11 protein-coding genes, 2 rRNA genes and 1 riboswitch (1 of these 14 cut by a window edge) are annotated in these 12,501 nt (G+C 69.1%); of the genes, 12 read left to right on the top strand and 1 reads right to left on the bottom strand.

The features are described 5' to 3' along the window. From ACP7TJ_RS04575 to ACP7TJ_RS04520, 12 genes are all read left to right on the top strand, one after another. A 23S ribosomal RNA gene (locus tag ACP7TJ_RS04575) occupies positions 1-1,132 on the top strand; it begins 1,994 nt to the left of the window's first position. Between the two features lie 90 nt (positions 1,133-1,222). Beyond that, positions 1,223-1,339, top strand: a 5S ribosomal RNA gene (gene rrf, locus ACP7TJ_RS04570). Positions 1,340-1,448: 109 nt separating this feature from the next. Next, positions 1,449-2,057 (top strand): CDP-alcohol phosphatidyltransferase family protein, encoded by a 609-nt coding sequence (locus ACP7TJ_RS04565; RefSeq protein ID WP_048459381.1) that lies wholly within the window; start codon positions 1,449-1,451, stop codon positions 2,055-2,057. Positions 2,058-2,171: 114 nt separating this feature from the next. Next, the gene (locus tag ACP7TJ_RS04560) at positions 2,172-4,667 is read left to right on the top strand and encodes a sugar phosphate nucleotidyltransferase (RefSeq protein ID WP_427762217.1); all 2,496 of its coding nucleotides are present in this window, start codon (positions 2,172-2,174) and stop codon (positions 4,665-4,667) included. Between the two features lie 110 nt (positions 4,668-4,777). Continuing rightward, positions 4,778-5,680 (top strand): DUF881 domain-containing protein, encoded by a 903-nt coding sequence (locus ACP7TJ_RS04555; protein WP_093764895.1) that lies wholly within the window; start codon positions 4,778-4,780, stop codon positions 5,678-5,680. Then, positions 5,677-6,009 (top strand): small basic family protein, encoded by a 333-nt coding sequence (locus ACP7TJ_RS04550; RefSeq protein WP_006134295.1) that lies wholly within the window; start codon positions 5,677-5,679, stop codon positions 6,007-6,009. The genes ACP7TJ_RS04555 and ACP7TJ_RS04550 overlap by 4 nt, the downstream gene beginning before the upstream one ends. A 5-nt stretch (positions 6,010-6,014) precedes the next feature. Beyond that, positions 6,015-7,001, top strand: a complete 987-nt coding sequence (locus tag ACP7TJ_RS04545; RefSeq protein WP_167742540.1) for a DUF881 domain-containing protein — start codon at positions 6,015-6,017, stop codon at positions 6,999-7,001. A 61-nt stretch (positions 7,002-7,062) separates the two neighbouring features. Next, positions 7,063-7,989, top strand: a complete 927-nt coding sequence (locus ACP7TJ_RS04540; protein ID WP_167742539.1) for an FHA domain-containing protein — start codon at positions 7,063-7,065, stop codon at positions 7,987-7,989. Positions 7,990-8,029: 40 nt separating this feature from the next. Then, positions 8,030-8,770 (top strand): MerR family transcriptional regulator, encoded by a 741-nt coding sequence (locus tag ACP7TJ_RS04535; protein WP_427762213.1) that lies wholly within the window; start codon positions 8,030-8,032, stop codon positions 8,768-8,770. 92 nt (positions 8,771-8,862) lie between these two features. Then, positions 8,863-9,336 carry a bifunctional nuclease family protein gene (locus ACP7TJ_RS04530; protein WP_030833746.1) on the top strand — a complete coding sequence of 158 codons (474 nt, stop codon included), beginning with the start codon at positions 8,863-8,865 and terminating at the stop codon, positions 9,334-9,336. 188 nt (positions 9,337-9,524) lie between these two features. Continuing rightward, positions 9,525-10,208, top strand: a complete 684-nt coding sequence (locus tag ACP7TJ_RS04525; protein ID WP_193459781.1) for a MerR family transcriptional regulator — start codon at positions 9,525-9,527, stop codon at positions 10,206-10,208. Positions 10,209-10,273: 65 nt separating this feature from the next. Beyond that, positions 10,274-11,683, top strand: a complete 1,410-nt coding sequence (locus ACP7TJ_RS04520; RefSeq protein WP_189912330.1) for a DNA polymerase IV — start codon at positions 10,274-10,276, stop codon at positions 11,681-11,683. Between the two features lie 103 nt (positions 11,684-11,786). Here ACP7TJ_RS04520 and ACP7TJ_RS04515 read toward each other — a convergent pair whose 3' ends face one another. After that, a complete protein-coding gene (locus ACP7TJ_RS04515) occupies positions 11,787-12,161 on the bottom strand; it encodes a PRC-barrel domain-containing protein (protein ID WP_401408430.1) in 375 nt (124 codons plus the stop codon). A 112-nt stretch (positions 12,162-12,273) separates the two neighbouring features. Then, positions 12,274-12,369, top strand: a riboswitch (glycine riboswitch). The last annotated feature ends 132 nt before the right edge of the window (positions 12,370-12,501 follow it).

Below are 12,501 nucleotides of genomic sequence, written 5' to 3'. Positions count from 1 at the left end.
TTACTAAAAACACAGGTCCGTGCGAAGCCGTAAGGCGATGTATACGGACTGACGCCTGCCCGGTGCTGGAACGTTAAGGGGACCGGTTAGCTTGGATTCGTCCAGGCGAAGCTGAGAACTTAAGCGCCAGTAAACGGCGGTGGTAACTATAACCATCCTAAGGTAGCGAAATTCCTTGTCGGGTAAGTTCCGACCTGCACGAATGGCGTAACGACTTCTCGACTGTCTCAACCATAGGCCCGGTGAAATTGCACTACGAGTAAAGATGCTCGTTTCGCGCAGCAGGACGGAAAGACCCCGGGACCTTTACTACAGTTTGATATTGGTGTTCGGTTCGGCTTGTGTAGGATAGCTGGGAGACTGTGAAGCTCGGACGCCAGTTCGGGTGGAGTCGTCGTTGAAATACCAGTCTGGTCGTGCTGGATGTCTAACCTGGGTCCGTGATCCGGATCAGGGACAGTGTCTGATGGGTAGTTTAACTGGGGCGGTTGCCTCCTAAAGGGTAACGGAGGCGCCCAAAGGTTCCCTCAGCCTGGTTGGCAATCAGGTGTTGAGTGTAAGTGCACAAGGGAGCTTGACTGTGAGACCGACGGGTCGAGCAGGGACGAAAGTCGGGACTAGTGATCCGGCGGTGGCTTGTGGAAGCGCCGTCGCTCAACGGATAAAAGGTACCCCGGGGATAACAGGCTGATCTTCCCCAAGAGTCCATATCGACGGGATGGTTTGGCACCTCGATGTCGGCTCGTCGCATCCTGGGGCTGGAGTCGGTCCCAAGGGTTGGGCTGTTCGCCCATTAAAGCGGTACGCGAGCTGGGTTTAGAACGTCGTGAGACAGTTCGGTCCCTATCCGCTGTGCGCGTAGGAGTCTTGAGAAGGGCTGTCCCTAGTACGAGAGGACCGGGACGGACGAACCTCTGGTGTGCCAGTTGTTCTGCCAAGGGCATGGCTGGTTGGCTACGTTCGGGAGGGATAACCGCTGAAAGCATCTAAGCGGGAAGCCTGCTTCGAGATGAGGACTCCCACCTCCTAGAGAGGGTAAGGCTCCCAGTAGACGACTGGGTTGATAGGCCGGATATGGAAGCACGGTAACGTGTGGAGTTGACCGGTACTAATAGGCCGAGGGCTTGTCCTCAGTTGCTCGCGTCCACTGTGTTGGTTCTGAAACCACGAACAACCCCATGCCATGGTCACGGCATGCCGGTGGTTGAGTGTTTCATAGTGTTTCGGTGGTCATAGCGTAGGGGAAACGCCCGGTTACATTCCGAACCCGGAAGCTAAGCCTTACAGCGCCGATGGTACTGCAGGGGGGACCCTGTGGGAGAGTAGGACGCCGCCGAACTCCTTTTACAGCTCCGGCTCTTGGGCTCCCCGCCCGAGAGCCGGAGCTTTTTCGCGTTGCGGTAGGGTCAAGGAGCATCGTAGAAACGTTCCCCACAGGAGGATCCCGGGTGGAGGTCCAGGAGACACGGGTCCAGACAGACCGTGTCCTCACCATCCCGAACGTGCTCAGCATGGCGCGGCTCGTCGGCGTACCCCTGTTCCTCTGGCTGATTCTGAGGCCGGAGTTCGGCGGGCCGAAGAGCGACGGCTGGGCGCTCCTGGTGCTGGCCTTCAGCGGCGTCAGCGACTACCTGGACGGCAAGCTCGCCCGTCGGTGGAACCAGATCAGCAGCCTCGGCCGGCTGCTCGATCCCGCGGCCGACCGGCTGTACATTCTCTCGACCCTGGTCGGACTCACCTGGCGGGAGATTCTGCCGCTCTGGCTGACCGTCGTCCTGCTGGCCCGGGAGCTGGTCCTCCTGGTCATGGTGGGCATCCTGCGGCGCCACGGCTATCCGCCGCCGCAGGTGAACTTCCTGGGGAAGGCCGCGACCTTCAACCTGATGTATGCCTTCCCGTTGCTCCTGCTCAGTGACGGAAGTGGTTGGATCTCGTCACTCGCCGCAATTTTCGGCTGGGCGTTCGCCGGATGGGGTACAACCCTCTATTGGTGGGCAGGAGTGCTCTATGTGGTCCAAGTCCGCCGCTTGATCCGTGCGGACGCCATGGCCGATTGACTCGCTTCCTCACGCGCAACGGGGCGCGCGATGTCCCACGCTGAATACGTGTGCGGCAATCCTGGCGGGTGAAGTCGGCCAGACCGTCGTCTCTTCGAGGAGGACGCTTCCGACATGAAGGCCGTCGTGATGGCCGGGGGCGAAGGCACCCGTCTTCGCCCCATGACCTCAAGCATGCCCAAGCCGCTCCTGCCGGTCGCCAACCGGCCGATCATGGAGCACGTTCTGCGGCTGCTCAAAAGGCACGGGCTCAACGAAACCGTTGTGACTGTCCAGTTCCTTGCCTCGCTGGTCAAGAACTACTTCGGGGACGGCGAGGAGCTCGGAATGGAGCTCACGTATGCCAATGAGGAGAAGCCACTCGGTACCGCCGGGAGCGTCAAGAACGCCGAGGAGGCACTGAAGGACGATGCCTTTCTCGTCATCTCCGGCGATGCCCTCACGGACTTCGACCTCACCGAGCTGATCAATTTCCACAAGGGAAAGGGCGCACTGGTCACGGTCTGCCTGACCCGCGTGCCCAACCCGCTGGAATTCGGCATCACCATCGTCGACGAAGAGGGCAAGGTCGAACGCTTCCTCGAGAAGCCGACCTGGGGCCAGGTCTTCTCCGACACGGTGAACACCGGCATCTACGTGATGGAGCCGGAGGTGTTCGACTACGTCGAGCCCGACGTTCCCGTCGACTGGTCCGGTGACGTCTTCCCCCAGCTCATGAAGGAAGGCAAGCCGATCTACGGTTATGTCGCCGAGGGCTACTGGGAGGACGTCGGCACCCACGAGAGCTACGTCAAGGCGCAGGCCGACGTGCTCGAGGGCAAGGTGGACGTCGACATCGACGGGTTCGAGATGGCGCCCGGCGTGTGGGTCGCCGAGGGCGCCGAGGTGCACCCCGACGCCGTGCTCCGCGGGCCGCTGTACATCGGCGACTACGCCAAGGTCGAGGCCGGCGCGGAGATCCGCGAGCACACGGTCGTCGGCTCCAACGTCGTCGTCAAGAGCGGCGCCTTCCTGCACAAGGCCGTGGTGCACGACAACGTGTACGTCGGACCGCACAGCAACCTGCGCGGCTGCGTCGTCGGCAAGAACACCGACATCATGCGCGCCGCGCGGATCGAGGACGGCGCCGTCATCGGCGACGAGTGCCTGATCGGTGAAGAATCGATCGTTCAGGGCAATGTGCGGGTCTACCCGTTCAAGACCATCGAGGCCGGCGCCTTCGTCAACACCTCGGTGATCTGGGAGTCCCGCGGCCAGGCGCACCTCTTCGGCGCGCGCGGCGTCTCCGGCATCCTGAACGTCGAGATCACGCCCGAGCTCGCCGTCCGCCTCGCCGGCGCCTACGCGACGACCCTGAAGAAGGGCTCGACCGTCACCACGGCCCGCGACCACTCCCGAGGCGCCCGAGCCCTGAAGCGCGCGGTCATCTCCGCGCTCCAGGCCAGCGCCATCGACGTACGCGACCTGGAGAACGTGCCGCTGCCCGTGGCGCGGCAGCAGACGGCGCGAGGCAGCGCCGGTGGCATCATGATCCGCACCACGCCGGGCGTGCCCGACTCCGTCGACATCATGTTCTTCGACGGGCAGGGAGCCGACCTGTCGCAGGGCAGCCAGCGCAAGCTGGACCGCGTCTTCGCGCGGCAGGAGTACCGGCGTGCCTTCCCCGGCGAGATCGGCGACCTGCACTTCCCGGCGAGCGTCTTCGACTCCTACACCGGGTCGCTGCTGCGGAACGTCGACATCACCGGCATCGCCGAGTCCGGGCTGAAGGTCGTCGTCGACGCGTCCAACGGCAGCGCCGGCCTGGTGCTGCCCAGCCTGCTCGGCAAGCTGGGCGTCGACTCGCTGACCATCAACCCCGGTCTGGACGAGTCGCGGCCCACCGAGACGGCCGACATGCGGCGCGCGGGCCTGGTGCGGCTCGGGGAGATCGTGGCGTCGTCCGGCGCCGCCTTCGGCGTCCGCTTCGACCCCGTCGGCGAGCGGCTGTCGCTGGTCGACGAGAAGGGGCGGATCGTCGAAGACGACCGCGCGCTTCTCGTCATGCTCGACCTGGTCGCCTCCGAGCGGCGCAGCGGTCGCGTCGCCCTGCCGGTGACCACCACCCGTATCGCCGAACAGGTGGCGGCGTACCACGGCACGCAGGTCGAGTGGACGACCACCTCGCCCGACGACCTCACGCGGGTCGGCGGCGAGGAAGGGACGATCTTCGGCGGCGACGGCAAGGGCGGCTTCATCGTCCCCGAGTTCAGCAGCGTCTACGACGGCACTGCGGCGTTCGTCCGGCTCATCGGGCTGGTCGCGCGCACCCAGCTGACGCTGAGCCAGATCGACGCCCGTATCCCGCGGGCGCACGTCCTCAAGCGCGACCTGGCGACCCCGTGGGCCGTCAAGGGCCTGGTCATGCGACGAGTCGTCGAGGCGGCCGGCGACCGCTCCGTGGACACCACCGACGGCGTGCGCGTGGTGGAGGCCGACGGGCGCTGGGTCATGGTGCTGCCCGACCCGGCCGAGGCCGTCACGCACCTGTGGGCCGAGGGGCCCGACGACGCCTCCGCGCAGGCGCTGCTCGACGAGTGGTCGGCGGTCGTGGACAGCGCCGGCAGGTGACCTTCCCGCAGTAGACGCGGTACCGGCGGTGTGCCGGGCCGGGACCCCGGAAGGGGCCCGTCCGGCACACCGCCGGGGTCGTTCGGAGGTCGGGGGCGCGGCGTGCGACGATGTGCGGCATGCCGCAGCAACCCCCCGTTCGGAGCACACCCGCGCGGCCCGCGCGCCCGGACGCGTCCATGTCGTTGATCACCAACGTGATGGACCACAGTCTCGACGACGGCTATGCCGAGGCCGCCGCCCGGAAGCGGAGCGAGGGGACCGGCGGCCTGCCGAGGACGCTGCGGGCGAAGCTCGGTCTGGCCGCGGGACTCGTCCTCGCCGCGTGCGTCGTCACCGTCGGTGCGGCCCAGGCCCGGGTCGCCGCTCCGGTGGTCGCCAAGGAGCGCGAGGAGCTGATCGACCGGATCGACGAGGAGACCGCGGCCGCGGACCGGCTCGAGGAGAGCGTCGACGAGCTGCGCGCCGAGGTCAGCGCACGGCAGCGGGAGGCGCTGCGGGACAGCGGCGGCGACCGGTCGACGCTCATGGGCATCCTGTCCGGCGCCACCCCCGTCCACGGCCCCGGCGTCCGGCTCGTGGTGAACGACGCCGAGGACGCCACCGGCGGCGGTGACGGCGGCCCCCGGTCCACCTCAGGGTTCTCCGACACCGGCCGGGTCCGCGACCGCGACCTGCAGCGGGTGGTCAACGGGCTGTGGGAGTCCGGCGCGGAGGCCGTCTCCATCAACGGGCGGCGGTTGACCGCCCTGTCGGCGATCAGGGCCGCGGGAGACGCGATACTGGTCGACAACAAGCCGCTGGTGCCGCCGTACACGGTGCTGGCGGTGGGGGACGGCGAGGAGCTCGGCGACCGCTTCCAGAACGGCGCCGACGGGCTGTATCTGCACGCCCTCCAGGAGAACTACGGCATCCGGACGGCCCTGTCCGCGGAGGACGACGTCCGGCTGCCCGCCGCAACGAGTGTGATCGTACGAACCGCACAGCCGATAACCGAGAAGGGCACATCGTGATCGCCGTACTGGGCCTCATTGTGGGAGTGGTGGCCGGCCTGTTGGTCCGGCCCGAGGTGCCGGCGGTCGTCGAGCCCTACCTGCCGATCGCCGTCGTCGCCGCGCTGGACGCCGTGTTCGGCGGTCTGCGGGCCATGCTCGACGGGATCTTCGACGACAAGGTGTTCGTGGTGTCGTTCCTGTCGAACGTCGTCGTGGCCGCGCTGATCGTGTTCCTCGGCGACAAGCTGGGCGTGGGGGCGCAGCTGTCCACGGGTGTGGTGGTCGTTCTCGGCATCCGCATCTTCTCCAACGCCGCGGCGATCCGCCGCCACGTGTTCCGGGCGTGAGGCCGATGAGCGAGCGCGAACAGCCCGAGACGACGCGCCCGGCGGTGACCCCGCCGCGGTCCGTCCCCGACACGCCCGCGTCCGCCCCCGGGGCGCCCCCGGCCGGGCTGCGCCGGGAACTGCCCGCGGAGGTGCCTCCGACCGCCCCGCGGACCGCGTACGGGAGGACCGGCGCGAGCGAGGCACCCCGCACGACCCACCCGCCGCAGGTCTCTCAGAAGCCCCAGGCATCCGAGGCGCCCGCCGCCGACGGGCCCGGCGAGCCCGGGCTGACCGGGCGGCGACGGCTCGTGAACGGGCTGTGGCCGCCGCGCGTGACCCGGGCCCAACTGATCGTCGCCCTGCTGCTGTTCGGGCTCGGCTTCGGTCTCGCCGTCCAGGTCGCCTCCACCAGCGACACCGACAGCGCGCTGCGCGGCGCACGCCAGGAAGATCTTGTGCGCATCCTCGATGAACTCGACGACCGGACCGAGCGTCTTGAAGACGAGAAGCAGGGTCTCGAGAAGCAGCGGGAGGAGCTGGAGAACAGCTCCGACCAGGCGGAGGAGGCGCGCAGGCAGACGATCGAGAAGGAACGGCAACTCGGCGTCCTCGCGGGCACCGTGGCCGCGCAGGGGCCCGGCATCGAGATGACCATCGAGGACACGAAGGGGACGGTCGAGTCGGACATGCTGCTCGACGCCATCCAGGAGCTGCGCGCCGCGGGCGCGGAGGCGATCCAGGTGAACGGGGTGCGGGTGGTGGCCGGCACCTATCTGTCGGACGCGGACGGTGGAGTCTCCGTGGACGGGAACAAGATCAAGTCTCCCTATCGTTTCAAGGTCATCGGCAAGCCGCAGGACCTGGAGCCGGCGCTCAACATCCCCGGAGGCGTGGTGCAGACGCTCGAGAAGGAACAGGCCACCGTTACCGTGGAGCGGACTGACAAGATCGTTGTGGATGCCTTGCGAGCGCCGAAGCGGCCTGACTACGCTCGGTCGTCCTCCCGGTGAACCGAGGGTGCATGGGGGTTGTCCGGCCAGGGCATGAGGTTGCGGGGGGTCGGCGCACCGAATGGGTGGTGCGTGGTGGAAACTGTCTGGCGGAGGCGGACGTTGTGAAGATGTCCGGGTCGGCCAATGTGTTCAGTCAGGGTTCGTCCTGCCCCACGGGCGGGTCTGTTTCGGTCAAGGGGAATCGCCCGTGAAGTTGTTTGGGAAGTTGTTCGGCAAGAGCGCGCGGCGAGAGGACGGCGACAGCGCGACCGCTCGTCACCGCGCGCAGCCCGGTGCGGAAGGCCAGCGTCCGCTGTTCCGCGACGAGACGGGCGGGGCCTCCGTTGACCCTGCGCAGTCGGGCGGCATAGGTTCTGGCCAGCCGTCGAGCCCAGGTGCGGGCGGAGGTTACTCCGGTCCGTACGCGTCCCATGCCCCCGGCGGGCAGCCGCGGCAGGAGGATCCGTCCATGTCGGCCCTGGTGTGTTCGAGGTGCGGCAACCGCAACGCGGAGAACAGCCGCTTCTGTTCGAACTGCGGTGCGCCGCTGAAGCCGGGCGTCACCCCGGAGCGCCCCTCCGAGACGACGTCCACGATCTCCATCTCCGGCCTCGAGGCCTACGACTCCGAGGCCACGGGTCAGCATCAGGTGCCCGCGCTCTCCCCGGAGGCGCAGGCGGCCGTCGACGCGCTGCCGGTGGGCTCCGCCCTGCTGGTCGTGCGCCGCGGGCCGAACTCGGGCAGCCGCTTCCTGCTGGACGGCGACCTGACCACGGCCGGGCGTCACCCGCAGAGCGACATCTTCCTCGACGACGTGACGGTCTCCCGCCGCCATGTGGAGTTCCGTCGCAGCCCGGACGGCTCGTTCACGGTCGCCGACGTCGGCAGCCTGAACGGCACCTACGTCAACCGCGAGCGGATCGACCAGGTCGCCCTGTCCAACGGCGACGAGGTGCAGATCGGCAAGTACCGGCTGGTCTTCTACGCGAGCCAGCGGAGCTACTGACCTCCCCGGACGCGGTCCCGGGGGACTCCAGGAAGGGTCCATGCTGCAGACACCGAGCGGCGGTGCCGGCGACGGCGCCGCCGCCACGGACACCGGACTGCTGAGCATCGGTGCGGTGCTGAGCGTGCTGCGCGAGGAGTTCCCCGAGGTCACCATCTCCAAGATCCGCTTCCTGGAGTCGGAAGGGCTCGTCGAGCCACGCCGCACCCCGTCGGGGTACCGCAAGTTCAGCGCGGAGGACGTCGAGCGCCTCGGCCATGTGCTGCGCATGCAGCGCGACCACTATCTGCCGCTCAAGGTGATCCGGGAGCACCTGGCGGCCATGGAGCGCGGTGAGGCCCCGCCGCTGCCGGCGCTGAGCCGTCCGGGTGACGGCGAGGACCCCGCCGAGTGCGTCCTGGAGAAGCCCACGGCGGCCCGGATCGGGCGCTGCCAGCTGCTCGCCGCCGCCGGGGTGGACGAGCAGCGGCTCGCCGAGTGGGAGTCGTACGGCCTGCTCGTCCCGGTGGGGGACGGGGTGTACGACGCGGAGGCGGTCACCGTCGCCGGGCTGCTCATGGAACTGGGGCGGTACGGGATCGAGCCCCGCCATCTGCGGGCCATGAAGGCGGCCGCCGAGCGGGAGGCCGGGCTGGTGGAGCAGGTCGTCGCGCCGCTGCGGCGCCACCGCAACCCGCAGACCAGGGCGCATGCCGAAGACCGCACCAAGGAACTGGCCGGTCTCACCATGAAGCTGCACGCGGCGCTGGTGCGGTCGGCGCTCGGGGTGCGGCTGCCCTGAGGACCCTCGAGAAGCAGCACAGGGCCGCCGGATCGGCCACCCGATCCCGGCCCGACTACCCAAACGTCCCGGGCACGGCCTAGGGTTGCTGTGTGAACGAGCTCGATGTCGTAGGTGTCCGGGTGGAAATGCCCTCCAACCAACCGATCGTGCTGTTGCGTGAAGTGGGCGGCGACCGCTACCTCCCCATCTGGATCGGCCCCGGGGAGGCGACGGCCATCGCCTTCGCCCAGCAGGGCATGGCGCCCGCACGGCCGCTGACCCACGACCTGTTCAAGGACGTGCTGGAGGCCGTGGGACAGGAGCTCACGGAAGTGCGCATCACCGACCTGCGCGAAGGCGTGTTCTACGCCGAGCTGGTCTTCGCCAGCGGTGTCGAGGTGAGCGCCCGCCCCTCCGACGCCATAGCTCTCGCCCTGCGTACGGGGACCCCGATCTACGGAAGCGACACGGTGCTGGACGACGCCGGCATCGCCATTCCGGACGAGCAGGAGGACGAGGTGGAGAAGTTCCGCGAGTTCCTCGACCAGATCTCGCCCGAGGACTTCGGGAGCAGCAACCAGTGAGCCGTTTCCCGCGGACCTGGCGTCGGTCGCGGCCCGCGCCGAGAACATTCGGCTAGCCTTTCCCCGCGACGGGGTACGGGAAACCACTCTTAGGGTGATTATCACTCGGCGTGCCGAGTGTGGCGATCGTTGACGCACCCTTGGTGACTGCCTACCGTCGAGGAGGCAGGTCAAGGACGGAGGTCGGCGTGAGAAGCAGCGGCGACGGTACGGCGGGGGGTGCCCCCGGACGCGTTTTCGGGGCGGGCGGGCCGTATCCTCCCCAGAGCTCTCCGCTCCGCTCGGGCGGGGGCCATCCCGCGCGCGGCGGTGCGATCGAGCCCGCTCCGCAGCGACCGACGGCCGTTCCGAGCGGTGGAGGGGCGGCGGCCATGGCGACCGAGGAGATCGGCTACCGGGGGCCCACGGCCTGCGCCGCGGCCGGCATCACCTACCGCCAGCTCGACTACTGGGCGCGCACGGGGCTGGTCGAGCCGAGCGTGCGCCCCGCCCACGGGTCCGGCACACAGCGGCTGTACAGCTTCCGCGACGTCGTCGTGCTGAAGATCGTGAAGCGGTTCCTGGACACCGGCGTGTCCCTGCAGAACATCCGCACCGCCGTCCAGCACCTGCGCGAGCGCGGCTTCAGCGACCTGGAGCGCATGACGCTGATGAGCGACGGCGCGACGGTCTACGAGTGCACGTCGCCCGACGAGGTCCACGCCCTGCTGCAGGGCGGCCAGGGCGTCTTCGGCATCGCCGTGGGCGTGGTGTGGCGGGACGTCGAGAGCGCGCTGTCGCAGCTGCACGGCGAGCGTGTCGACACGGGGGAGACCCTGATCGGCCACAACCCGATGGACGAGCTGGCCCGGCGCAGGAACCGCGCGGTCTGAGCCCGCGCCGCGCGGGGCCCGGCCCGACGAGGACGTTGTCAGTGGCGTAGGGCAGCATCGGAGATGTGAGATCCGCTCCCACGATCCTGCATCTCGACATGGATGCCTTCTACGCCTCGGTGGAGCAGGCGTCCAAGCCGAGTCTGCGCGGCAAGGCCGTGATCGTGGGCGGTCTCGGGCCTCGTGGCGTGGTCGCCACCGCCTCATACGAGGCGCGCGTGCTGGGCGTGCACTCCGCGATGCCCATGTCCCAGGCCCGGCGGCTCGCGCCGAACGCCGCGTATCTGGTGCCCCGGTTCGCGCTGTACCGCTCGATCAGCGACCAGGTGATGGCGCTGCTGCGCGCCCTGTCGCCCCTGGTGGAGCCGCTCAGCCTCGACGAGGCGTTCGTCGATCTGGAGGCCGGGGGCACGGCGTGGGACGAGCGGTCGGCGCGGCTGGCCGGCACGAAGCTGCGCGCCGACATCCGCGCGGTCACGGGACTGACCGGCTCCGTGGGGCTGGCCGCCTCCAAGATGCTGGCGAAGATCGCCTCGGAGGAGGCGAAGCCGGACGGGCTGGTCGTGATCGAGCCCGGCACCGAGCGCGCGATGCTGGAGCCGATGCCGGTGCGGACCCTCCCGGGTGTCGGACCCGCCACCGGCGACCATCTGCGGCGGGCCGGCATCCACACGGTCGGCGAGATCGCCGAGGCGGGCGAGGACGAACTGGTGCGGCTGCTGGGCAAGGCGCACGGGCACGCGCTGTACGCGATGGCGCTGGCCCGCGACGACCGGCCCGTCGTCGCCGAGCGCGAGACGAAGTCGGTGTCCGTCGAGGACACGTACGACGTGGACATCCACGACCGGGTGCGAGTCGGCCTGGAGGTGCAGCGGCTCGCCGACCGCTGCGTGCGCAGGCTGCGCGGCGCGGGGCTGTCCGGACGCACCATCGTGCTGAAGGTGCGGCGGTACGACTTCTCCACGCTGACCCGGTCCGAGACGCTGCGGGGCCCCACCGACGACCCGGCCGTCGTCCGGGAGGCGGCTGCGCGGCTGCTGGACTCGGTGGACACCACGGGCGGCGTACGGCTGCTGGGCGTCGGCGTCAGCGGGCTGGCGGACTACACGCAGGAGGACCTGTTCGCCCAGGCGGCGGGCGGTGCGGGGGAGGAGACGCCGGAGGGCGAGGAACCCGAGACGGCGCCCGAGCCGCGCCCGGAGACCCCCGCCGAGCGGCGCTGGCCCGCGGGCCACGACGTCCGGCACGCCGAGCACGGGCACGGGTGGGTGCAGGGCAGCGGACTGGGCCGCGTGACGGTCCGCTTCGAGACCCCCGGCTCGGCGCCGGGCCGTGTGAAGACGTTTCGCGTCGACGACCCGGCGCTCGAGCCCGCGGACCCGCTGCCGTTGGTGGACGATCCACCGGACCTGCTCGAGACGACGACCCGGGGGACACCGGACGCGCCGTCGCGGCCTCGGCCGCTGGAAGCCTGACCCGCTGCCGGTGGAGCCGGCCACCCGCCGTGGGCGAGGGTGGTGCAGATCGCCGCGGGCCGGCCCAGGCACAGGTTCCGAGAGACCGCCGCCCCCGGTGGCGTCAGGCGTGTCCCTCCTGGCCCGCCAGCTTGCCGAAGTCGCGGTCCGGGAGCGGGGGAGGGAAGGCCACGTCCAGGCCGTAGTGGTGGTACAGCTGGAGCTCCTGCTCCGGGGACAGATGGCGGCCGACGCCGAAGTCGGGGGCGTCCTTGATGAGGGACCGTTCGAACGGCACGTGCAGGGCCCCGTCGACCAGCTCGCTGGGCTCCAGGGGCACGAAGGCGTCCCGGCTGAACAGGCCGGTGCGTATCGCCGCCCACTCCGGCACACCGGTGGCGTCGTCGAGGTAGACCTCGTCGATCGTGCCGATGCGGGTGCCGTTGCGGTCGTACGCCTTGCGGCCGATGAGGTGACGCGGGTCGATGTCGGTCTGCACAGGCCCTCCACTCCTCGCGAGTCATCCGTTAGCACCACAAAACGGCACAATCGGCGGAACGGCCACTCGAAGGCCGGGGTCCGGACCTCGCTGGTAGGCTGGCAACGGCCGCTGATCCCGTGCGGGAGAGTCCTCCAGGCACCACCGGAGGCGCCGAAGGAGCAAATCCTCCCCGGAATCTCTCAGGCACACGTACCGCACGGACGAGGTCACTCTGGAAAGCAGGGCGGGTGTCGACGGCTTCCGCTCTCACCGACGGTGAAAACCGGACCGCCCTCGGCGTTCCGGTGAAACTCTCAGGTTGAGATGACAGAGGGGGAGGCCGTCCGGGCACCTGCGC

It is taken from the genome of Streptomyces sp. DSM 41931, from assembly GCF_050271085.1.
In the GTDB taxonomy this organism is placed as follows: Bacteria; Actinomycetota; Actinomycetes; order Streptomycetales; family Streptomycetaceae; genus Streptomyces; species Streptomyces albogriseolus.
Note: the sequence above shows the minus strand (reverse complement) of the source record. Positions and strands in the feature narration are given on the sequence as shown.

Coding starts and splice junctions, on each gene's coding strand:
- ACP7TJ_RS04535 (WP_427762213.1), top strand. CDS start 8,030: ATGCTGCAGACACCGAGCGGCGGTGCCGGCGACGGCGCCGCCGCCACG.
- ACP7TJ_RS04540 (WP_167742539.1), top strand. CDS start 7,063: ATGGGTGGTGCGTGGTGGAAACTGTCTGGCGGAGGCGGACGTTGTGAA.
- ACP7TJ_RS04555 (WP_093764895.1), top strand. CDS start 4,778: ATGTGCGGCATGCCGCAGCAACCCCCCGTTCGGAGCACACCCGCGCGG.
- ACP7TJ_RS04560 (WP_427762217.1), top strand. CDS start 2,172: ATGAAGGCCGTCGTGATGGCCGGGGGCGAAGGCACCCGTCTTCGCCCC.
- ACP7TJ_RS04545 (WP_167742540.1), top strand. CDS start 6,015: ATGAGCGAGCGCGAACAGCCCGAGACGACGCGCCCGGCGGTGACCCCG.